Source organism: Phaeobacter piscinae, assembly GCF_002407245.1.
Classification (GTDB): domain Bacteria; phylum Pseudomonadota; class Alphaproteobacteria; order Rhodobacterales; family Rhodobacteraceae; genus Phaeobacter; species Phaeobacter piscinae.
Genome location: NZ_CP010681.1, coordinates 2250698 through 2273768 on the forward strand (window position 1 = coordinate 2250698; position 23071 = coordinate 2273768).

Sequence of the window (23071 nt, forward strand, 5' to 3'; positions counted from 1 at the left end):
CGCGGGCGATAGATCCGCCGACATACCACCGCATATTCTCACTATATTTCAGCTACCTAGGCGTCATAGTTGATGTTGAGAACTTATTAGGCCTGTCCCGCCATCTCGCGAATACGACCCCATTTAGATAAGCAATATCAATAACATAGATGCATTTCCAATACACCGTCACGCCTGTGGATAAGTACGGGGGTAACCTAAGAGCTCTCAACCCTTGCGCGACCAGATTGCAAACCTCGCGAAAAGCGGGATATTATCAGCATCCTGCAAGGCGATGCGCGATTTTCAAAATTTTTATTGGATATTTTCAGCCGAAAAATCGCTATCCATCAAACATGGGTTGCGATGATTTCGACAATTTATCCACAGGCGACCACTCAAGGACGCCCATAGGCTGCAGTCCGCAGGCAGAGGCAGCCGTAAAAAAACCGCGCGGATTGGGCCGCGCGGTTTTTGGATTCCAACCCTCGCTGTCTTGCAAGGTGTTCAGAGCTCTCGCAGATACTGCATAACCGCTGGGCGCACCGTCTGCTCCCCCCGGTGCCGGGCGTCGGCGATGATTTTGCGGATGTCATTCAGATCCACGCGCATCAGCAGTGATTTCACCGGACCGACTGAGGCCGGGCGCATGGACAGCACCCGCAACCCCATCGCGGCAAGGCAGACGGCCTCAATCGGGCGGCCAGCATCTTCGCCACAGAAACTGAGCGGTGTTCCGGATTTCTCACAACGTTCAACAATCTGCGCGATGAAGCTCAGGAAGCTGACATTCAGCGTATCGTAGCGCTTGCGCACCCGCTCGTTCTCGCGGTCAGCGGCAAAAAAGAACTGCTTGAGGTCATTGCCACCAATCGACAGGAATTCAACCTCGTCAAAGAACTTCTGCGGCGCAAAGGCGAGAGAAGGGGTTTCCAGCATCGCCCCGACTTCCAGCTTCTCAGGCAGAGGATGGCCCAGACGGCGCTCCCGCTCCAGTGTTTTGGCAACCTCAGCCTTGGCGTCGCGGAACTCCTCGAACTGGGCCACAAACGGGAACATCAGCGTAAGGGGACGCCCATTGGCGGCCCGCATCAGCGCCTGCAGCTGCATCCGCATCACACCGGGCTTGTCCAGACCCACACGGATTGCCCGCCAGCCAAGCGCCGGATTGGGCTCATCCGTCGGCTTCATATAGGGCAGCACCTTGTCCGAGCCGATATCCAGCGTGCGAAACACCACCCGCTTGCCGCCCGCCGCGTCCAGCACCCGCTGGTACAGCGCCACCAGTTCTGAACGTTTCGGCATCTGGTTGCGCACCAAAAACTGCAGTTCGGTACGGAACAGGCCCACACCCTCGGCGCCGGAATTTTGCAGGGACGGCAGATCCGCCATTAACCCGGCATTCATCAGCAGATGCACGCGGCGGCCATCCCTGGTCAGCGCCTGTTTGTCCCGGATCGAGGCATAGCGCTCCTGCGCTTTGGCCTGCATGGCAATCTTATCACGAAAGGCGCCGACAACGGTATCATCGGGACGCAGATGCACCACGCCCTGCTCCCCATCGACCATGATGTGGTCGCCGTTCAGCGCCTCGGTCGTGATACGTTTGGCATGGACCACCAGCGGGATTGCCAGCGCGCGGGCGATGATCGCCGCGTGGGAGCCGACAGAGCCTTCCTCCAGCACGATACCACGCAGATTGCGGCCATATTCCAGCAACTCTCCCGGACCGATATTCCGCGCAATCAGAACCGGATCATCAGGCAACTCGGCGCCCGTCTCGCTGCCCTGCCCGGTCAGGATGCGCAGCAGGCGGTTTGACAGATCATCCAGATCACTGAGACGCTCGCGCAGATAGGCATCCTGCACCTGGCCCATCCGGGCACGCGCCTGCGATTGCTCTTTTTCCACAGCGGCTTCTGCGCTCAAGCCGCGGCCAATGTCCTCTTCCATCCGGCGCATCCAGCCCTTGGAATTGGCAAACATCCGGTAAGCTTCCAGCACCTGCAACTGTTCTTTGTCGCCGGTCTGGGTGACCTCCAGCATCTTGTCGACACCCACGCGCAGTTCCTCAACCGCCTCATGCAAGCGCTCCAGCTCGCGGTGGGGGTCGTCGGCAATCGGATTGGTCACCACAACGCGCGGCTCGTGCAGCCAGACATGGCCCTCAACAGCGCCTTCCTGCGCGATGGTGCCGCGCAACAGGACCGGCTGTTGGTGCAACGGAGACAAGGCCGCGCCTTCCCCGACAAAAGCCCCCAATTCGGTCATCTCAGCAATGACCATGGCCACCACCTCCAGCGCATAAACCGCGTCAGAGGAAAACTCACGCCCCTCTTTGGACTGCACCACCAGCACGCCCAGCATCTCACCCAGACGCTGGATCGGCACGCCCAGGAAGGAGGCAAACCGCTCCTCTCCGGTTTCCGGCATATAACGGAAGCCCTTGGCATTGGGCGCATCAGGCGTGTTCACCACTTTGCCATAGCGCGCCACACGGCCCACCAGCCCCTCGCCGATCCGCATGCGCGTCTGGTGCACGGATTCGACGTTCAGTCCCTGCGTCGCGCAAAGTTCAAGCGTCTCGTCATCGCGAAACAGATAGACCGAGCACACCTCGCTGTGCATGCTGTCGGCGATCAGCTGCGTGATCTTGTCCAGACGGGCCTGACCGGCGTCATCACCGGCCATCGCCTCGCGCAAGCGCATCAATAAGTTGCGACTTTCGGATTCGGTCGTCTTTACCATGGGGGCCGTTCACACAGATTTCGGTGTCAGGCGGCCAGGTCCAGATCAGGCCGCCTTGTCCAATTCAAACGCATCATGCAGTGCTTGCACCGCAAGTTCCATGTATTTCCGGTCAATCAGCACCGAAATCTTGATTTCGGAGGTGGTGATCACCTTAATATTGATGCCCTCGTCTGACAGCACCTTGAACATCTTCGCCGCAACCCCAGATTGCGAGCGCATGCCGATGCCAACCACAGAAACCTTGGCGACATCACGGTCTGCCAACAGCTCTGCATAGTTCAGCTCGCCCTTTTCCTTCACCGCCTGCAGCGCTTGTTCTGCACGCGCAACCTGATCGGTCGGGCAGGAGAAGGTCATATCGGTGCGGCCCTCGTCAGAGATATCCTGCACGATCATATCGACATTCACGCCCGCTTCGCTCAGCGCGGTGAAGATATGCGCCGCAATTCCGGGACGGTCGGCAACCGACTGAACGGTCAGCTTGGCTTCGTCACGGGAATAGGCCACACCGGCCACAACATTGGATTCCATGATTTCCTCCTCGTCGCAGACCAGGGTTCCGGCCTCGTCGGATTGTTCCTCGAAACTGGACAGCACGCGCAGTTTCACCTTGTAGCGCATCGCCAGCTCAACCGAGCGGGTCTGCAAAACCTTGGCGCCCAGCGACGCCAGCTCCAGCATTTCCTCAAACGCGATCTTATCCAGTTTGCGCGCCTTGTCGCAAATCCGCGGGTCAGTGGTGTAAACCCCGTCCACATCGGTGTAGATATCGCAGCGCTCAGCCTCAAACGCCGCCGCAAAGGCCACGGCAGTGGTATCCGACCCGCCCCGGCCCAGCGTGGTGATGCGGCCCTCGGGGCTGATCCCCTGAAAGCCGGCAACAACGGCCACACGCATGCCTTCGCCAAATTTTGCGTTGATGTTTTCCGGCGGGATTTCCTCAATCCGCGCCTGGCTATGGGCGCTGGTGGTCTTCAGCGGCACCTGCCAGCCCTGCCAGCTGCGCGCCGGAATATCCATTTCCTGCAGGGTCAGCGCCATCAACCCGGCGGTGACATTCTCCCCTGAGGACACAACCGCATCATATTCGCGCGCATCAAACAGCGGCGAGGTCTCATTGACCCAGCCGACCAGCTCATTGGTCTTGCCCGACATCGCAGAGACGATCACGATCACGTCGTAGCCCTTGGCCACTTCGACACCAACGCGTTTGGCGGCGCGGCGGATGCGGTCCAGATTGGCGACAGATGTGCCGCCGAATTTCATCACAAGAACGGGCATTGGGCAAAACTCTCCGTGCGCTTGCGGGTTTCAACTCCCCGCCTCTTATGCGAGCGGCTCCACAAGGGCAAGCCTGCGGATTGTAGCGATACACATAGAAACGCAGGGGCAACACGCAATATTGATGCGCCGGACGTGCCCGTGGCGGTCGATCTGCCTAGTTGCGCCAGAACCGGATGGTCAGAATGGCGTAAACGGCCATCAGTTCCAGCCGACCGATCAGCATCGCTGCACTCAGAATCCACTTCGCCCCGTCGTTCAGCGTCGAGAAATTGCCCGCTGGTCCAATCCGATCGCCAAGGCCGGGGCCGATATTGGCCACAGCCGTTGCTGCACCAGACACCGCAGTTACAAAATCCAACCCCGTCAGGGCCAGCGCCCAGGCCACGATCCCCAGCGTCACGACAAAGAACATGAAAAAGGAAATGACCGAGCTCAGCACCTCGGCGTCCACCGTGCGCCCCTGATAGCGCGGCACAAACACCCCATGTGGCGAATGGATCCGCTGGATCTGCACCCGGATTGAGGCAAACAGCAGCTGATAGCGGAAGATCTTGACCGAACAGGCGGTGGAGCCCGCACAGCCACCGATCAACCCGATGAAGAAGAACAGCATGACCAGAAAGCTGCCCCATTGCATATAATCGACACTGGCGTAGCCGGTGCCGGAAATGATCGAGGTGATGTTGAACAGCGCTTCGCGCACGGCCTGTTCCGGATGATGCGGGAAAACGTAGACCAGCACACAGGCGGTCACCACCACCAGCAGGGCAATTGTCGCCAGAAACGCCCGGATCTGACTGTCACGAAACAGTGGTTTGGACTGCCCGTTGATCATCTGCACATAGCGCACAAACGGCAGCGCCGCGAGGATCATAAACACCGATGCCGCATATTCAGGTGCGCCGCTGAAGGTGCCGAACGACGCGTCATAATTGGAAAACCCGCCGGTCGAACAGGTGGTCAGCGCATGGACCAGCGCGTCAAACGGCTCCATCCCCAACAGCATATAGACCACCATGCAGGCGACGGTCAGCCCCACGTAGATCAGTGAAATCTGCTTCGCGATCGCCTGCGCGCGAGGCAAGATTTTCCCCATAGTGTCAAAGGCTTCTGAGCGGAAAATCTGCATTCCGCCGACCCGCAACTCGGGCAGGAACACCATCGCGACCACAATAATTCCGATGCCGCCCAGCCATTGCAGGATACCGCGCCACAGCAACAATCCGCGCGGCAGATCGTCCAGGCCGGAGATCACGGTGGAGCCAGTGGTCGTGAGGCCCGACATCGCCTCGAAAAACGCGTCAACAAACCGCAGCTCGGTGGCCCCCAGCATCAGCGGAAGGGCCCCAAACAGCGGCAGCGCCACCCAAACCAGCGTGGTCAGCAGAAAGGTCTGCTGAATGGTCAGCCCCTCGCGCACCCCATTGGCGCAGGACAGCGCAATCAGCCCGCCGCCAAGGATGGTGATCACCGCGCTTTCGAGGAAAACCGGCCACTCCCCCTGCCCGTCGTATAGATCGACGGCCAGAGGAAACAGCATGGTCGCCCCAAGAATGGCCACCAACAGGCCAATGACATATCCAACCGGACGCAGATCCAACATGGGCGCAGCGTTGGCCTGCCCCGCACAGACTGTCAAGAGACTGCGCACGTCCGGCGGGCGAGCCCTATTGTTTTGCCCGTGACTTAGACGCAGGTTTAGCCTTTGCAGCGGCTGGCTTGGCCGTGGCTGGCTTCGCAGCCGCCAGTTTGCCACTATCCTGTTGTCCCGGGGCCGCCCCTGCGGCCTGACCCGCCATCAAGGCCTGCGCGCTGGTGGTTCCGATCTGTTTCACACTCACTTGCCGGCTATCGGGCGCAACAGGCTTTGCCTCAGATCTGGCCGCCGCCGACTTAAGAGGGGCTGGCATCTGCGCTGGTTTCGACGGAGCACGAGGTGTTTTGCGGCGGGCCCCAGGCGCAGAGGGCGTCGATGCAGCCGACTTCGCAGCGCTACCGCCGCTGGTGGTTCTTTGGCTGGCAAACCCGCTCTGGCCAGAGGTGGCGCCGGTTGAAGTTGCTACTACGTTAGCGTCCTTTGGTGTGGTGACCTGGTCCGGGGCAGGTTTTTTACTCGTTTTCACAGCCGCCGATTGCGCCGGACGGGCCGGTTTGCGCGTGGCCTTACGGCGGGCAGGCGCAGGCTTTGCAACCGTATCGTTGGCCAATGACGGCACTGCTGTCTTGGTGCCGGTCTTGCCAGTGACACCATAAGTCGCAGCCATAGCCTCGCGGGCGAGGGCGACCTGCGCTGCAGGCACCGACCCCATCAGGGTCATGGCGCCACGCCAGAACCGCAACTGGTTACCAACAATCGTGCCAGCCAGCGCAGCAGGGGTTCGGGGAAGGTCTGTGAAATCGAGTAGAGGGATCATCAACATCTCCTGTTTGGCGGGCAGCTTTTGCGGCCTCCTGAGGATAGGGGCCGCAACGCGCGCACCCCCTCAGGTTGCAAGCTTAGCTGATTATTGCCGCAGTGCAGCAAAAAAATGCCGCGACGCAGATGAACATTGATTACAAAAAAGAAATCGCCGCCCGAATGGGCAGGCGGTTCTGTTTGAGAGGTCAAGTCCGAGGCGGAATGCACGCCTCAGGCGCCCTCAGCCCTGATGAATGAGGGTCGCGAACATCTTGGGATCAATGCTGCGGGCCGCAAATGTCTGCCCCTGTGTCAGAACGCTGATCGCGTCGTGGCTGTGCAGGCTTTCCTGATGGCTGGCCACAACCCGGAAATCACCAATCCGCGGGTCCGACTGCAGCGCCTCACAGAACAACCGCGCGGCATCTTCCACAAAGATCGGGTTCGCCGCGTTCAGCTCGGCAAAGGCCTGTTCATCCTCACGCTTCACCATCACCTGCGTTTCGGTCGGCACCGCGCGGCGGCAATGATCAATCACGTCTTCAAACCACAGCACCGGGGCGCCGGGTTCCTGCACCAGCGATATCCGCGCAACCGAGCGCTGCGAATGCGGTGTTGCCAGCTGTCCCCGTGAACTACGTGCGTGCTCACTCAACTCAAGCGAGCAGGGGCAGGTCGAGGAATAGACATAATCAAGGTGGATTATCTTGGTCCGCTCGCCATCGTGATCAACGATTTCCAGAGCGATATCATAGTACTGATAGCCAGACAGACCTGACCGAAGGCTTTCGACCTTTACCGGGAAGGAGAACCGCATCTGAAGGCGCGCATCCAGGCTCTCCAGATCTGTCAGATAATCGTCCAGCGCTGCCTCCATCACCTCAAAGCTGAAGGTGCGCTCAGCATGTTTGTAGAACGACCGCATAATCCGGGACATGTTGATGCCCTTCTTGTCGGCGTCCAGGCTGACGGTGCCGGTGACGCTGGCTTCCAGCGTCAGGTCCCCATTGTCGCGGGTGTGAAAGCGAATCGGCAGGCGAAAGTTGGAAATCCCCACATGCTGGATCTGCTCATGCGCCCCGCGGATCAGGCTGGAGGGGCCGTTCTGCAGATCCGGCAGGGTTGCACGATAGCTGCTGTCAGCCACAAACCCCTCAGGGTAGTGCCGCGACAGATCGGGATAATTACCGGCAGGTGCATCCGGGAGAAGCCGTGCAACCGCCGGGTTCAATTGGGCAATTTCGGTCTCGGTGGCCGCGCTGGCCCATTGGCGCAACAGATCGAGCGCTTCTTCTGCGTCTGCTCGATCAGGCGCCTTGGTCAGATTACGCGAGTGAGAGTTCATGACACAGAGACCTCCGCTGATGCTGCCCGATCATCAGGCAGCAGGATTGGTTTTAGTCTGTTACGCGGCAGATCGCAAAACAGATCATTCAAAAGCGTCGTGTTTTGCGTATTTCCGGCGATTGACCCCAGATCACCCAGGATCTGTTCCCAGCTGAGGCAGGCAACCCAATATGCCCCTGCCCCAACTGCGTCTTGGTGGCGCGCCGTTCAGCCCTCAGCCGCCGCAAGCGCTTGCGTCAGATCCGCAATCAAATCGCCTGCATCCTCCAGCCCGACGGAGAACCGCACCAGCCCCGGGGTGATGCCCAGCTCGTCTTTCAACTCCTCCGACAGCCGCTGATGGGTGGTGGTGGCCGGATGAGTTGCAATGGACTTCGCATCCCCCAGATTGTTGGAGATCACCGGGATGGTGAGCGCGTTCAAGAAGCGGAAGGCGGCCTCCTTGCCACCCTTCAGATCCAGCGACAGCACAGTGCCGCCCTTGCCGCCCAGTTGCCGCTGGACCAGCGCGTGTTGGGCGTGATCTTCCAGCCCCGGATACATCAACCGCAACAGCGCCGGATGACCGCTCAGCGCCTGCGCCAGTTCCAGCGCACTGTCCGCCTGCGCATTCACCCGTAGCGAAATCGTCTCCAGCCCCTTTAGCAGGGTCCAAGCATTGAACGGGCTGAGGCTACCGCCGGTGTGTTTCATATAGGGCTCAACGGTGCCGCGGATAAAATCGCGTGTGCCAAGAATGACACCGCCCAGAACCCGACCCTGCCCGTCGATATGCTTGGTAGCGGAATAGATCACCACATCCGCACCCTGTTCGATGGCGTTTGAGAACACCGGGGTCGAGAACACATTGTCCACCACGACGGTGGCACCGACCGCATGGGCCAGCTCTGCCACCGCTGCAATATCGATCACTTCCAGCGTCGGGTTGGACATGGATTCGAAAAACACCGCCTTGGTGTCGGGCCGCAGTGCCGCGCGCCAAGCGTCAAGATCGGTGCCATCAACAAAAGTCACCTCAACGCCAAAGCGGGTCAGGATATTCTCAAGGATATAAAGACAGGAGCCAAACAGCGCCTTGGCTGATACCACATGGTCACCGGCCTTCAGCATCGAAGTGAGCGCGCCGTTGACTGCCGCCATGCCGGATGCGGTGGCAAAAGCGTTCTCGGCCCCTTCCAGCGCGGCAATCCGCTCTTCGAACATGGCCACCGTGGGGTTGCCGTAGCGGGCATAGATGAATTCATCGGGACCGGTCTCAATGAACCGGGCCTCGGCCTGCTCAGCGCTGTCATAGACAAAGCCCTGCGTCAGGTAGATCGCTTCGCTGACCTCATTGTACTGGCTGCGCCGGGTGCCGCCATGCACCAGTTTGGTGCGCTTGTTCCAGGTCTCGCTCATCTTCTGTCTCCTTGCGCGCAATGCGCATTAAAAAACCCCCGTTCGGCCAAGCGAAAGGGGGTCCTTCACATCCTGACCTCTTTAGCGGGATTGTTTTACGTGGCCCGCAATCCGGTTAACAAATCGCCACGATATGTAAGCCTCGGATACGCCGAAACCGCCGTTTGGTCAAGTCCGCAGCGGCACTGCGCCCCCTTCAGCGCCTGGTGTTCTATCACACCCGCGTGACCCAACCTCAAAGGCGACGAGAGACCCGCGACATGCGACACCCCAGCCGCCAATGCAAATGCGAAGGCCCCGGCTCACTCCGTCTCATCCACCTCCGCATCCGGCAGCGCATAGGCCTGAAACACCCGCGCCTGGGTCATAAAGAAGGCAAACATCGCCAGCGACAGACCAAACGTCTTGAAGTAGACCCAAGTCTCTTCACTCATGCTGCGCCAGACCAACTCATTGGTCACCGCCAGCGCGAAGAAGAAATAACACAGCCGCCGGGTCAGGATCATCCAGCCGGCATCCTGCAGCGGCATCAGGTCATCCATTGCCACCTTCAGATAGCTTTGGCCCCGCAAAAGACCGATCGCCAAGGCACCGCCCAGCAGCACGTAGAGGATCGTCGGCTTCATCTTGAAAAACCGTTCATCATTGAACCAGACAGACAGCCCGCCAAACAGCACCACGATGACCAGCGTACCGACCTGCATCCTGGAGATATGCCCGGTGAGCCGCCACAGCGCCAGGCTTGAGAGGATCATCAGAGGGATGAAGCCCGCGGTGGCAATGATGAACCCCCGATACTCCTCCCCGCCAATCACAAACACCTCGTCGCGCAGCCACAGATAGCCTACGAAAAACGCAACAAGCGGGCCGTATTCCAGCACCAGTTTCAGGGTTGGGTTGATGGGTTTGCCCGCCATGGGATCTCCTGCCTGTTGCGCCCGCGCATGATCTGCGGTCGCGCTCCGTTCTGCGAAATCTGGGTTGCCTACCTCTGGTCTTCAACCTGTTCGATCATCATAGGGTGGTGAGGGACCAGCGGATCAGCCGCCCATCTCCACTATCACGGCCCCCAGCGCGATCAAAGCCATCAGCGCAATCCGGCGCGGACCAACTGTTTCCTTTAACACCAGCCAGCCGATCAGGGCCGCGAACACGGTCGAGGTCTCGCGCAGCACCGCCGCCTCGCCCACCTTGTCCAGCCGCGTGGCCAGCATCACCGCACCAAAGGAGCCAAAGGCAATAAGACCGCCCAACAGCCCTTTGGCCATCAGGGGATCGGGATCCGGGCGTGGCGTCATCGCCCGCCAACGCATGTAGGCATAAGGCGGCATCGCCAGCCCGTCGATGAAGAAGAACCATGCCAGAAAGGTGAACGGATCCGCCGTCGCGCGGATGCCATAGGCATCATAAGTGGTATAAAGCGCCACAAAGACACCGGTTGCCACAGCCAGTGCGAACGCACTGCCCAGGGTCTCGCGGTGGCTGGTCAGATTGCGAAAATTGTAGAGCGCAAGGCCAAAGATCCCCGCCAGAAGCACGCCAACCCCCAGCCACTGCACCGCCGTAAATCGCTCATCAAACAGAACTGAAGCGCCAAGCACCGTGAACAAGGGCCCGGTCCCCCGCACGACCGGATAAACAACAGTATAGCTGCCCTTACTGTAGGCCAGCCCCTGCAGGATCTTGTAGAGCACATGGATCCCCCAGACGGCCGCAAAGATTGGCCACATATGTGGCTCAGGCCAGGGCACGACGAACAACGCCAACGGCATCGCCATCATCCCGTAGGAAAAATCAATCGCCCCGCGCGACAACCAAGGATCATAGCGCCCTTTCTGAAGCGCGCCGAACACCGCATGTAACAGCGCAGCCAGCAGGGCCAGAACAAGGGCCATATGGTGCCCCGCCTCCGTGCCTTCCAGCGAGATCAGCCAATCGCTCAAATGAAATACCTTTGCACCAGGACAGATGACCGGGGGTTGACCACCCCCGGACCCCCGGAGGATATTTTCAGCCAGAAGATGGGCGGGCCTGCGTTGATCAGGAACGTTCCAGACCGGTGAGAGCGGCGGCAAATTCTTCCGGATCGAAAGGCGCCAGATCGTCGATTTGCTCACCCACACCAATGGCGTGGATCGGCAGGCCGAAGCGATCCGCCAATGCCACCAGAACGCCGCCCTTGGCGGTGCCGTCCAGCTTGGTCATCACCAGACCGGAGACATCTGCGAGCTTCTGGAACGTCTCCACCTGATTGAGGGCGTTCTGGCCAGTGGTCGCATCCAGCACCAGCAGCGTATTATGCGGCGCGGTCTCGTCCTTCTTGCGGATCACGCGGACGATTTTTGCCAGTTCTTCCATCAGATCAGCACGATTCTGCAGGCGTCCGGCGGTATCGATCATCAGAAGGTCCGCGCCATCTTCCTGCGCGCGGGTCATCGCATCAAAGGCAAGGCTTGCCGGATCAGACCCCTCCGGTGCGGTCAGAACCGGCACCCCCGCCCGATCGCCCCAGACCTGCAGCTGCTCCACCGCCGCCGCGCGGAAGGTGTCCCCTGCGGCAATCACCACCTTCTTGCCCGCAGCCTTGAACTGGCTGGCCAGCTTGCCGATCGTGGTGGTCTTGCCGGAGCCGTTGACCCCCACCACCAGCACCACCTGCGGCCGTTTTGCATAGATCGGCATCGGGCGGGCCACCGGCTCCATGATCCGGGCGACTTCTGCGGCCAGCAGTTCCTTGATCTCGCGGGTCGACAGCCGTTTGCCAAATCGGCCCTCAGCCATATTGGCGGTGACACGCAGCGCGGTATCGACCCCCATATCTGCCCCGACCAGAAGGTCCTCCAGCTGCTCCAGCATGTCATCATCCAGCGCGCGGCGCGGCTCATCCACCTTACCGCGCCCCATCAGACGCCCCAAGAGCCCCGGCGTTGCCGGAGCTGGGTCCGGCGCGGCCGTCCGCTCGATCGATGGTTTCGCCATCGGCTCCGCCGGTTTCGTCACGGGCTCCGCCGGTTTCGTCACGGGTTCCGCCGGGCGAGGCGATTGTTCGGGCGTCTGGACCGGGATCTCAGCAGGGGCATCTACGGGGATCTCAGACGGCGTTTCAGACGGCACCTCCACTGGCGGAGATTTTGGGGCCTCAACAGGCTGTTCAGCTGGGACCTCGACCGGCGGTGTGGACGGCGGCACCTCGGGCGTCTTTTCCGGTACGGACTGTTGCGGGGCGGCATCCTCTGCGCCCTCCTCAACGATGGCATCCAGCCCTTCCTCAAGCTTGTTTGACGACTTGAACAGCCGGTCCTTCAGTTTTGAGAAAAACGCCATGTCGGTCTCCGCAGATTGGGTCGGTGCGAGTTGTTACGCGGACACCTAATGCGGTTTTGCGGCAAGTGCAAAGCACCTCGCCACCTCAACCGATGCAAATCCGGTCCCGACCTAGAGAAACGCCAACAGAAACCCCGCCTGCGCCCCCCAGTAAAGCGGCCAGACCACATAAGGCGTGATCCGCCGCGCCGGGTGCTCTTCGCCCAGCACAAAGGTCTCAAACGCGAGCACAATATCAGAGGCCATGAAGGCCACCGCTGCCGGCAGCACCAGCGCCAGACCCGTCAGCCCAAGGCCCAGTGGCAAGGTCAGCGCCGCCAGCCCCATGCCCAGAATGATCGGCACATAGGCCAGCACTGGCCCCTTCAATGCACCGGCCCGCGGCGCCAGCAGCCGTGCCATGGCAAGCCCGGCCACAGCCAGCACCAGCACGCCAACCAGTTGCGGCAGCTGGACCAACCTTGCGAGATCACTGCTCTCCTGACCGAGGAACAAAAAAATATAGACGAGATGGCCAGCCGCAAAGGCGCCCACCCCAGCCATGAACGCGCTTTCCCCGTCGCGCGACAGGCAGAAATCGCCAACCGCGCAGAGGCCAAGCGCCAGGGTTAGCAGCAGCGGCCCTCCCCCCAGCCATGCGGCAACGGCCAGCAAAAGCACCGCCAGCGTTTTGGTCACGCTGCGCAGCGCTGTGGGAGGTCGCGCGGTCAGGCCGAGATACAAAAGCGCCGCAAGGGCCGCCGCCAAAATCAACACATCCCCGACCGGGCTGCTTCCAAAACTTGGCATGTCGCTCTCCCCTTCGTTGCAGCTGCGATCTGCGCCGATGCTTGCATTGCGTGCCGTGCCTTAAGTTGGCCGGTATCTGACTGATGTTGCCCGCCTCTTCGCCACCGGTCAAAGGTGACGCCGCGCAAGCCAGTCGCAAAGCCGACCGTCGAACAGGCCCTGTACTTTCGCCCGACATGGTTCACGGAAACATTGGCCAGAACTGCAGCCCTCTGGCAGAGTTGCCGTATGCGACTGCCCTGCTTGATTCTATTGACGGCGCTCTGTGGCGCCCTGTCCGAGGGCCGTCCCGCCTGGGCGGGCGCGCCGCTTACTGCTGATCAGTTCGACCGCTACACCCAAGGCCGCACATTGTTCTACGGCTTCGATGGGGTGCCCTACGGGGTTGAACGCTATCTACCAAACCGCCGGGTGATCTGGTCGTTTCTGGACGGCCAATGCCAGGACGGCGAATGGTACCCCGAGGCGGATCAGATCTGTTTTATCTATGATGATATCGGCACGCCGCAGTGCTGGCAGTTCTCAATCGGCGACGACGGGCTGATTGCGCAGTTCGACGGCGACCCGGAGGCCACCGAGCTGTATGAGGCCGAAGACCTGGGCGAGGATATGCTCTGCCTTGGCCCCAAGATCGGCGTCTGACAGGCATCGACGCACGCCCTCCTGATCCACGCGCCGGGCCTTGTGCCCATATCGATGTGGCCTATGTGGGTGCTTTCGCGTGACCTCAGCGACGAGAACGCTTCAGAACAGCGACCCCTGATCATCCGGCGGCGCCTTGTCGCTTTGGCGCTTCCCTGCTTTGGACCCTTCTGATTTGGGCGCGCTGGGTGTCTTTGCTGGCGATATCGCCCCGTCACCGGCAGCTGCTTGCGCAGGCGTCACGTCAATCTCTGCATCGGCAAATTCGATCCGCAACCGTGGCTGGATGGCGGCCTCTGCCGCGCGGGTGATGACGCCGTCATCACTGCGCACCACGGCATAGCCACGATCAAGCGTAGCCTTGTAGCTGAGGATCTCCAGCTGTCGACCCGTTGCCTCCAGCCGTTGCCGGTGCCGGTCCAGCCGCTGTGTCTGCACGGTTTCAAGCCGCTGCGCCAGCTGGCCGATACGATCGTGCTGGCGGGTAAGATCCTGCTGGATCGGGCGCAGCGTCAGCCGTGACGAGAGGTTGCGCAACCGATCCTGACGGGCGGTGACCAACTGACGCAGCGTGCTGGGCCGCAGCGCAGCCGCCGCCTCGCTCAGCCGCAGACGGCGACGCTCCACCCCCCGGATTAGCGCATCGGGCAGCCGTTCAGACACCCGGTCCAACCGTTGGCGCGGCGTTTCCAACAGCGTATCGGGCTTTGGCAGAGCCCGCGCGAGATCGTTCAGCCGCTGCCGTCGCTGCTGCACCGCCTGCCCGGCAGAGCGCACCAAGCGCGCCCCCTGATTCTCGGTCCAGCCCAGCAGTTCCAACCGCACCGGGACCGCCAGTTCTGCTGCCGCCGTCGGGGTTGGCGCGCGACGGTCCGACACAAAATCAATCAGCGTGGTATCTGTCTCATGTCCCACGGCTGAGATCAGCGGGATCTGACTGTTCGCGACAGCCCGGGCGACAATTTCCTCGTTAAAGCCCCACAGGTCTTCGATCGACCCCCCGCCACGGGCCACGATGATCAAATCCGGTCGTGGCATCGCGCCCCCCGGTGTCAGCTGGTTGAAGCCTTCAATGGCGCGGGCCACCTCCGGCGCGCAGTTGGCGCCCTGCACCGCAACCGGCCAGACCAGCACCTTGCGCGGGAACCGGTCGCGCAGCCGGTGCAGGATATCGCGGATCACAGCCCCCGAGGGTGAGGTCACCACCCCGATGATTTGTGGCAGATACGGCAGCGGCTTCTTACGCTCCGGCGCAAACAGGCCTTCCGCCTCAAGCTGTTTCTTGCGCTTTTCCAGGAGCGCCATCAGCGCGCCCTGCCCGGCAACCGCGACCTCATCGACGTTCATATTGTATTTCGACTGCCCGCCGAACGCTGTCAGCCGGCCGGTGACAACCACCTCCAGCCCCTCTTCCGGCACCACGGAGAGGCTGGCGATCTGCCCCTTCCACGTGGTGCAGGCCAGCACAGAGCGGTCATCCTTGATGTCGTAATAAAGATGCCCGGAGCGCGCCTTGAACACGCGGCCCACCTCGCCCTTCACCCGGATGCGCCCGAAGGTGCCCTCCAGCGTGCGCTTCACCTCACCTGAGATTTCCGAGACGGTGAATTCGGGGGCATTCTGCCCGGGCCGGTCGGATGGGGTTGGATCATCAAACAGGTCTGACATGGCGGGGCTGCTCTCCTGCGGCGCAAAGGCACCTACTGAGTTCTTGTTTTGAAAGTCCGCGCAGCATAGAACCCGCGGCAAGCAAGGCAAGCCCCGGCTGACGCTGGGGAGTCACAGGGCTCAGGCAGATCGGAGAACGCGTCAATGAACATCCTTATCCTCGGCAGCGGCGGGCGCGAACATGCTTTGGCCTGGGCGGTGATGCAGAACCCCAAATGCGACAAGCTGATCGTGGCACCGGGCAACGCCGGCATTGCCCAGATCGCCGATTGCGCCTCTCTCGACATCGACAATGGCGGCGCGGTGGCAGCTTTCGCCGAGGAAAATGCCATTGATTTCGTGATCATCGGCCCGGAGGCACCGCTGGCCGCCGGTGTGGCTGATCGCTTGCGCGACGCAGGGCTCTTGGTCTTTGGCCCGTCCGAGGCTGCCGCCAAACTGGAAGCTTCCAAAAGCTTCACCAAGGAAATCTGCGACGCGGCAAACGCCCCCACTGCCGGGTATGGCCATTTCACCGATGCCGTGGCCGCCAAGGCCCATGTGCGCCACCACGGCGCCCCCACGGTGGTCAAGGCCGACGGGCTGGCCGCCGGCAAAGGCGTGATCATCGCCATGACCGAGGCCGAGGCCATCGCCGCCATTGACGATATGTTCGGCGGCGCCTTTGGCGGCGCCGGTGCCGAGGTGGTGATCGAGGAATTCATGGAAGGCGAAGAGGCCTCCCTGTTTGTGCTGGTCGACGGCGAAGACGTGCTGGCCATAGGCTCCGCCCAGGACCACAAACGCGTCGGCGAGGGCGACACCGGCCCCAACACCGGTGGCATGGGCGCCTATTCCCCCGCGCCGGTCTTGTCAGCGGAGATCGAGGCCCGCGCGATGGAAGAGATCGTGAAACCAACCATGCGGGTGATGGCCGAACGCGGCATGCCCTATCAGGGCGTGCTTTATGCCGGTCTGATGATCAAGGACGGGCAGCCCCGGCTGGTGGAATACAACGTCCGCTTCGGCGACCCGGAATGTCAGGTGCTGATGATGCGCCTCGGCGCGCAGGCGCTGGACCTGATGCAGGCTGCCGCTGAGGGCCGTCTGGCTGAAACGCAGGTAAACTGGGCTGATGATCATGCGATCACTGTGGTCATGGCGGCGGCAGGCTACCCGGGCGCCTATGAAAAGAGGTCTGAAATCAAAGGCCTCGAAGGCCTGCCCGAAGACAGCAGCAATATGGTGTTCCATGCCGGCACCAAGGCCGAAGATGGTAAGGTACTGGCGATTGGCGGCCGGGTGCTGAATGTGACGGCGCGCGGCGACACCCTGCAAGAGGCCCGCGACCGCGCCTATGCGATGGTCGATGGCATCAACTGGCCGCAGGGGTTCTTCCGCCGTGATATCGGCTGGCGCGCGCTGAAATAGGACCCGCGCAGCAGGCCCTCCCGCCTGTTCACGACCAATCAAAGATGGCCCGACACAGTTGGGCGTGGCCGGGCGTATGGCGCCCGGCAGCACCGCCGCCAATCTGATCCCTGAATGTTAGATTATCTGGGCACCTTTGCAGATCCGACAGAAAACCGCCGCGAACGCCTGCCAGCTGCCGTTTTCTGCACGGGCGATAGGCTGGATTGCGGTCTAAGCTGCCGCTGCCTGCGTCAACAATCGGCGCATGGATCTGCCAGCCGCGCGCCAGATGCTATTTGTCCCCTTTTCCTCCCTCGGAGCCACCGCCGATGATCCTTCGCGACAAACCCGGACTGATGCAGCTGCTGTTTGCGGTGCGCGGTTCCGTCCTGCCCCGCATTCTGCCCCGGATCCTCGGGCTCTCGGCCCTGTCTGCGCTGATCTTGTGGATCGACGCCAACGTCCTGCCGTTGCCCCATACAAATGCGGCGCCCTTTGCCGTGTTTGGCATCGCGCTTTCGCTGTTTCTGGGGTTTCGCAACAACGCCGCCTATGACCGCTGGTGGGAGGGGCGGCGGTTGTGGGGTCAGCTGGTTGCGGATCTGCGCAGTCTCAGCCGCGAGGTCGACCTCTTCGTTGCTGACCCAGACAGGCGGGCGCAAATCCTGCGGCTCGCCCTTGGGTTCCTGCATCTGCACCGCATCAATCTGCGCAAAGAAACAGACACAACCCCCGCAATCCGTTGGGCAGGCGATGATTTTGCGGGATCCCCCCATGCCCCCTGCGCCGCATTGGATGCGCTTGCCACAACGGTTGCCCTTGGTGCGGACGATGGCTTCGCTCGCAAGGCACTGGCCGAGCGCACCGCCAGCATCGCGCTGGCGCAGGCCGGCTGTGAGCGCATCGCCACCACGCCACTGCCCTATGTCTATTCGCTGTTGGTGTTCCGCACGACCTACCTCTACTGCCTGCTCCTGCCCTTTGCGCTGATTGACGGCGCGGGGTGGCTGACACCGATATTTGTGGGCATCGTCGCCTATGTGTTCTTCGGCCTTGCCGAGGTGACCGAAGAGCTGTCGCATCCCTTTGGTGAGACGGTGAACGGACTGCCACTGGACGCGATCTGTCGCACGGTAGAGCGGGCGCTGGCGCCGAAGCTCGGAGAGGACGCGCCACCGTCGTTGCAGCCGGTGGATTACTACTTGTCCTGATCACCGACGCATCCCGCAGCCGGTTTTCACGCTGCTCTCCCTCCGCTAAGGTTCCCGCAACAATGGTCATAGCCCCCGCTGCTCATGCTGTGTCAGCAGGTATGCGCAGCCTTATGGCCACCCGAGGAGCACCAGCAGGATCAGATGACGGCCCAACGCCCGCAAACCCACCCCAGCCCCGAAACACTCGACCAGCTATTTGCCGATCGTGACCTGATGCAGCTGGCCTATGATTTCCTGCCGGTCGGGATCGTCGTCACAGAAAACCGGGTGCTCAGGGACTGCAACCGGCGGTTCTGCGAAATGTTCGGCTATCCCCGGGACGACCTTCTGGATCAACTCTTTGCCTTTCTCTACCCGTCCGAGGAGGAGTTTTTGAATCTGCGCAGCCGTGGTGACGATACGTTGGGGACCGGGGCGCCCTATTGGGATGAACGGGTCATGCGGCGCAAGGACGGCAGCCTGTTCTGGGTGCGGGTGCGTGGCCACAGTTTCACCCCCGAGGATCCGCTGGCACGCGCGGTCTGGAGCTTCGCTGACCTGTCACGCTCACGCCCTTATCAGCCACTGACCCGGCGTGAACGGGAAGTTTACTCCCTGCTGTGCGAGGGCAAAACCAGCAAGGAAATCGCCCGCAGCCTCGGCCTGAGTTATCGCACGGTGGAGGTGCACCGGGCGCGCTTGCTGAAAAAGATGGGGGTCAGCAATACCGCCGCCTTGTTTTCGTCGCTTGGCGATATCGACGGGGACCATGTGGTTGGCAGCCCCGATCCTTGATCCTCCGCTGCGGTCTCTGCACCGGGCGGTAATCTCGGACCTGAGCCAACCCAGATCCAGCAGGGGTTGGCCCATGAGGCGCGGCGCAGCGCTCCGCCACCACTGATCTGCGATCAGTCTGGTCCCTGCCCAGATTGAGCAACCCATATGATCCGTCTGATGTGATCCGCTTGATGCGCCCCACTTGGTCTGGCGTGTCTCCTTGACCCGGGCAAGGTGATTGGGCTGCGCAAGCGCATGTGTCCGCACGTCATCCACGCTGGGAAGTACCGCCCGACGAGGCGGCGAACCTCAATCATCAACTGCCTCGATAGAACCCGGCTCGGTAAGTTTCATCTCAATCGGGTCCCCGTCGACATGACCCGTCCCACCATGGTGACGACAGGTTCGAACCACATTTCTACCGACGATCCCAGCAGCAGTCGTTCGACTGGCAAACATATCGGTATCAGTTGGTTGGCATCAGACCTCCCGGTCTCAATACGCACGTCTCCGATCCTCCCAGCACCAATTCAGTCAAAGCCCACCAGCCATTCCTGATCCGGCCCGATATAGCACGTCCCACCATGGCCGGATATGATCAAGTCCGGGGAGATCCCCTCTAAAGGGATCAAGCCTGATGGCGCAGCCAACATGACCAAGCGCGCTGTGATACGGCCCTCCAGGACACCGCGTTGTATGGATCACAGCCAACGCGATCTTTCGATCAATCGCAACCGGCGGGTCATGCCATCAGAGAACCCTTTGACCTAGACGCCGCGTCTGCGCAGGTCCGCATCCGTATGACGCCGCGCGCCAAGACACCACTCCGATACCCAGTCGGTCGCGTCCGGTATCACCGGGTGCAGGCGCCGCGATGGGTCGTCATGCAGTCGTTCCTATTGGAACAGGGTGAAGATCGGATCACTGAACCCATTTGCCGCCTGATCACTGTTCAGACCGCTCAGCAGCAGAAACCGGTTGCGAAACTCATCCAGTTTCTCGGTTTCCAGTAAATCAGCCGGATGCGTCGTGCCAAAAGATGTCTGCGCACGCTCTTTCATCTCATTCACCTGACGGTCGACATCAAGCTGCCCAAAGCTCGCCGGCAGGCCAAGCGCCGTCTCGAACATGGATTTGAGCGGCGGCGAGCCGATAATCCCGAACCAATGCGCATCTTCGCTGCCCCCGGCATCCGCGATTGATTGCAACTCACGCTCCAGCGACAGCGCCAGGCGCATGTTCGGATCACTTTCCCCGATCGCGATTTCGAAGTTCCGATCCTTGTATAGATCCGCGATTTCCTGGGCAAAGCCAGCCGGATAGGTGTGATCACTGCCGCCCGGGTTGAAGGCAAAAGCATGCGCCATCGCCTTGAGGTTCGGATCGCGGTGCAGGTTTGCATATGAAATCTCGGAGGAAAGATCGGATTCAAACGCCTTGATCATCACGTCAAAATCCAGCTCCCGCTCGCTGATGTTGAACACGTCAAGCCCCGCCTCAAAGGCGTCGAAGTCAAAGACAAACTGTTGTGGCTGCTCATAGCCGGCCAGCTTTCCCCCCACCTCATTGGCGAGCACCTGCATCCGGCTGGGTGCGCTTGGCCACTCGTTTTGAAAGGCCTCGGCAAAATCATAAAAGGCAAGATTGCTGGGCTGGTTAACGAAGGAATTCGGATCCGAAAGATCCGACTCCAGCACATCCCGGATGTACTGTTCGCCGGGGTTGCTCAGGTTGAACTGCTCCAGCGCATCCTCCAGCAGCAGGGGCTGCGCCAGCAGCTCCTCCGGGCTGGTAAAGCTGTTGATGTCAGAAATACCAAAGCCAAAGGCCCGCGACATCGCCAGATAGCGCGGGTCCTCCTGCTGGTTCACCGGCGAATTCGGATCGTAAGGATTGGATTCCAGCATCCGCTTAAGGAAGATGGTATTGGTATACTCCAGATCGAAGCTCTCAACGACCGCCGCCAGCAGGTCCTCATTTTCCAACAACTCATCCGCAGTGGCAGGACCATTGCCATCATTCATGGCGCTGAATTCCCCAACCAGCGCCTCCATGCTGCTGGTGTACTCAGGTGGCTGATTGAACTGAAACGCATTGGCAAAATCGGCCAGCTTACTGTCGCTCAACCGGTTCACAAATGACGCAGGATCGGTGGTGTCGGATTCCAGCACCCGCATCAGAAAGAACTCATTGCCTGCATATTTTTTCAGACCAAAATCATCCAGCGCCTGGTTGAGCAGCGTCTGGTTGGACAGCAGATCTTCCGGGCTGGCGACATTGGCATAGGGTTTTTCAACACTGGAGCTGGGCAGCTGCGGCCCCGTCTCACCGCCAAAGCCAAAGGTCTGCGCAAGACCGAGATAGCGGTTGTCATTCAGGCGATTGGCAAATGACGTCGGCTCTGACAGATCGGAATCCAGCACTTTTTTGATGAACGCACGGTTGTTGATATCTTCATCAAGGCCAAAAGCCCCCAGCGCGACCTTCAGCACGTTATAGTCGTCCAGCAGCTGATCCGAGCTCTGGATCCCTTCAATCTTCTGGGTGAAATCCTGCACCGCCCGATCCAGGATCGGCGATTTCTCGAAAATCTGCTGCTGTTGGACACGGGTCCGGTCCAGGAAATTCCATCCGGCGATACCGGTGCCCAGCACATAGGGTGAAAAGGTCACGCGCCTGTCTCCTGCTTACAAACGAAATCCACCACGGTTCGCCCCGGTCGAATCCGCAGCATCCCGGGAGGTGTCTTTGACAAGAGACTACGGGCAAAGTGGTGAACAAACCTGCAACGCAACGGGCACTCAATTCAGGCCGTGGGAAAAAAATACGCGCAACTTTACCAATAGGTGCGATGGCGCCCGCCGCGCCCCTATCCGGCGGCTATGCGGGATCCAAGCAGCGCAAACGTGCCGCCAGCTGGTCCCGATGCGAAAATGCGCCGATGCCGCGGCTGATCAGCCGACCATCCACCAGCGACGTTGCCATAATGCGCGCCCAATCGGCATCGACCGTGATCAGCACAGGCCCCGCGCCGCAGTCACGCAGCCCCGAGGTAATGAAATCCTCACCGATGCGATGATTGGTCAGCCCTGCCTGCTGTGCCACCTCCTGCAACGTCCCGTTGCGGTAGCGCCAGATCCTCAGGGTTTTGGCCAGATGCGGGCGGTCAATATAAGCGATCTCGATATGGCCGTCGCCGTCCAGATCGGCCGCAGCAACCGGCGCAAGCCAACGGAACCGGGTGCCGATATGCGGCGTTGCCGCTATCTTACGCACTGCCCCGCCACTCAGGCCATAGATTGCCAGCTGTGCGCCAGCCTGCGGATCGCTTTCAACAACCACCGCCTCCGGCAGGCCATCTCCGGTCACATCCCATAGGCGCGGGGACAAATCCTCAAAGACCGCGCCACCGGCAGGCAGGTCGATGCGATGGCGGCGCCCATGGCTGTCCCGCAGCACCATCGCAGAATACTCAATACGATCCCCCAAGACCCCATGCGGATAATGGGTGACGGGTCCGTCGAACTGCGCGCCTGTCAGGCCCGACAGCGTGTCCGCGCCCGCGCCGACACCAGCAAGGCCAAGCGACAGGACGCCGCCCCAGATCCCGACGAGACCCGACCGTTTGGTGACACCGCCACTGGCGCCGGCGCGCCACCGACGCAAGGTCCGCTCTGCGCGGCGCATGAACCGGGGCCAGGCGCGCGACAGAGACCGCCGCGCCTGAGACCCCGACAGCATCAGATCTGTTTCTCGGGCATGTGCACCACCAGACCGTTCAGATCATCCGTCACCTTGATCTGGCAGGTCAGGCGTGAGCGCGTGGGATCAGGCTCATAGGCGAAATCCAGCATGTCCTCTTCCATGTCATCCTTGGCGGGGAGCTTCTCTACCCACCCGGCATCGACATAGACGTGGCAGGTCGAACAGGCGCAGGCACCGCCGCAATCTGCCTCAATACCGGGGATATTGTTGTCGCGCGCGCCTTCCATCACGGTCAGGCCGTTGGCCACCTCCACAACGTGTTCGGCACCGTTGTGTTCGACATAAGTGATCTTTGCCATCGTCAGCTGCATCCTTTTTCGCGTTGCGTCCGAGGTTGTAGCCAACCACCGGCCACCGCGCCAGT

18 protein-coding genes and 1 riboswitch are annotated in these 23071 nt (G+C 61.0%); of the genes, 4 read left to right on the forward strand and 14 right to left on the reverse strand.

All coding sequences use genetic code 11. From position 1 onward, the window contains the following. Positions 1 to 486: 486 nt before the first annotated feature. The 10 genes from ptsP to phaeop14_RS10635 form a co-directional block, all read right to left on the reverse strand. Entirely contained in the window at positions 487 to 2727 is a 2241-nt protein-coding gene (gene ptsP, locus phaeop14_RS10590; protein WP_040170305.1) for a phosphoenolpyruvate--protein phosphotransferase, read from the reverse strand. Positions 2728 to 2772: 45 nt separating this feature from the next. Beyond that, a complete protein-coding gene (locus phaeop14_RS10595; protein ID WP_040170303.1) occupies positions 2773 to 4011 on the reverse strand; it encodes an aspartate kinase in 1239 nt (412 codons plus the stop codon). 157 nt (positions 4012 to 4168) lie between these two features. After that, positions 4169 to 5617 (reverse strand): TrkH family potassium uptake protein, encoded by a 1449-nt coding sequence (locus phaeop14_RS10600; RefSeq protein ID WP_096789504.1) that lies wholly within the window; start codon positions 5615 to 5617, stop codon positions 4169 to 4171. A gap of 64 nt (positions 5618 to 5681) precedes the next feature. Further along, positions 5682 to 6428: a hypothetical protein gene (locus tag phaeop14_RS10605; RefSeq protein ID WP_096790285.1), complete on the reverse strand. Its 747-nt coding sequence runs from the start codon at positions 6426 to 6428 to the stop codon at positions 5682 to 5684. Positions 6429 to 6653: 225 nt separating this feature from the next. Then, the gene (gene folE2, locus phaeop14_RS10610) at positions 6654 to 7757 is read right to left on the reverse strand and encodes a GTP cyclohydrolase FolE2 (protein ID WP_096789505.1); all 1104 of its coding nucleotides are present in this window, start codon (positions 7755 to 7757) and stop codon (positions 6654 to 6656) included. Positions 7758 to 7966: 209 nt separating this feature from the next. Continuing rightward, entirely contained in the window at positions 7967 to 9157 is a 1191-nt protein-coding gene (gene metZ, locus phaeop14_RS10615) for an O-succinylhomoserine sulfhydrylase (RefSeq protein WP_096789506.1), read from the reverse strand. A gap of 60 nt (positions 9158 to 9217) precedes the next feature. Next, positions 9218 to 9297, reverse strand: a riboswitch (SAM riboswitch). A 162-nt stretch (positions 9298 to 9459) separates the two neighbouring features. Next, positions 9460 to 10074 (reverse strand): inner membrane-spanning protein YciB, encoded by a 615-nt coding sequence (locus phaeop14_RS10620; RefSeq protein ID WP_096789507.1) that lies wholly within the window; start codon positions 10072 to 10074, stop codon positions 9460 to 9462. Positions 10075 to 10197: 123 nt separating this feature from the next. Continuing rightward, positions 10198 to 11100, reverse strand: a complete 903-nt coding sequence (locus phaeop14_RS10625) for an EamA family transporter (RefSeq protein WP_096789508.1) — start codon at positions 11098 to 11100, stop codon at positions 10198 to 10200. Positions 11101 to 11197: 97 nt separating this feature from the next. Continuing rightward, positions 11198 to 12481, reverse strand: coding sequence for a signal recognition particle-docking protein FtsY (gene ftsY, locus phaeop14_RS10630; protein WP_096789509.1), 1284 nt, complete (start codon positions 12479 to 12481; stop codon positions 11198 to 11200). A 111-nt stretch (positions 12482 to 12592) separates the two neighbouring features. After that, a complete protein-coding gene (locus phaeop14_RS10635) occupies positions 12593 to 13270 on the reverse strand; it encodes a lysoplasmalogenase (protein WP_096789510.1) in 678 nt (225 codons plus the stop codon). A 228-nt stretch (positions 13271 to 13498) separates the two neighbouring features. Here phaeop14_RS10635 and phaeop14_RS10640 point away from each other — a divergent pair, with 228 nt between their 5' ends. Beyond that, positions 13499 to 13912 carry a hypothetical protein gene (locus tag phaeop14_RS10640; protein ID WP_096789511.1) on the forward strand — a complete coding sequence of 138 codons (414 nt, stop codon included), beginning with the start codon at positions 13499 to 13501 and terminating at the stop codon, positions 13910 to 13912. 102 nt (positions 13913 to 14014) lie between these two features. Here phaeop14_RS10640 and xseA read toward each other — a convergent pair whose 3' ends face one another. After that, entirely contained in the window at positions 14015 to 15580 is a 1566-nt protein-coding gene (gene xseA, locus phaeop14_RS10645; protein WP_096789512.1) for an exodeoxyribonuclease VII large subunit, read from the reverse strand. Positions 15581 to 15724: 144 nt separating this feature from the next. On the opposite strand from xseA, the gene purD reads away from it, so the two are divergent. The 3 genes from purD (at position 15725) to phaeop14_RS10660 (ending at position 18960) form a co-directional block, all read left to right on the forward strand. Next, positions 15725 to 16990 (forward strand): phosphoribosylamine--glycine ligase, encoded by a 1266-nt coding sequence (gene purD, locus phaeop14_RS10650; RefSeq protein WP_096789513.1) that lies wholly within the window; start codon positions 15725 to 15727, stop codon positions 16988 to 16990. 311 nt (positions 16991 to 17301) lie between these two features. After that, complete coding sequence (locus phaeop14_RS10655; protein WP_096789514.1) at positions 17302 to 18183, forward strand: bestrophin family protein; 882 nt, start codon at positions 17302 to 17304, stop codon at positions 18181 to 18183. 144 nt (positions 18184 to 18327) lie between these two features. Beyond that, entirely contained in the window at positions 18328 to 18960 is a 633-nt protein-coding gene (locus phaeop14_RS10660; protein WP_040174078.1) for a LuxR C-terminal-related transcriptional regulator, read from the forward strand. A gap of 878 nt (positions 18961 to 19838) precedes the next feature. Here phaeop14_RS10660 and phaeop14_RS10665 read toward each other — a convergent pair. From phaeop14_RS10665 to phaeop14_RS10675, 3 genes are all read right to left on the reverse strand, one after another. After that, positions 19839 to 21614, reverse strand: a complete 1776-nt coding sequence (locus tag phaeop14_RS10665; RefSeq protein ID WP_040180148.1) for a DUF1217 domain-containing protein — start codon at positions 21612 to 21614, stop codon at positions 19839 to 19841. Positions 21615 to 21822: 208 nt separating this feature from the next. Then, positions 21823 to 22683, reverse strand: a complete 861-nt coding sequence (locus phaeop14_RS10670; protein ID WP_096789515.1) for an FG-GAP repeat domain-containing protein — start codon at positions 22681 to 22683, stop codon at positions 21823 to 21825. Then, positions 22683 to 23006 (reverse strand): 2Fe-2S iron-sulfur cluster-binding protein, encoded by a 324-nt coding sequence (locus phaeop14_RS10675; RefSeq protein ID WP_096790286.1) that lies wholly within the window; start codon positions 23004 to 23006, stop codon positions 22683 to 22685. Before phaeop14_RS10675 ends, phaeop14_RS10670 begins: the two co-directional genes overlap by 1 nt. Between the last annotated feature and the right edge of the window lie 65 nt (positions 23007 to 23071).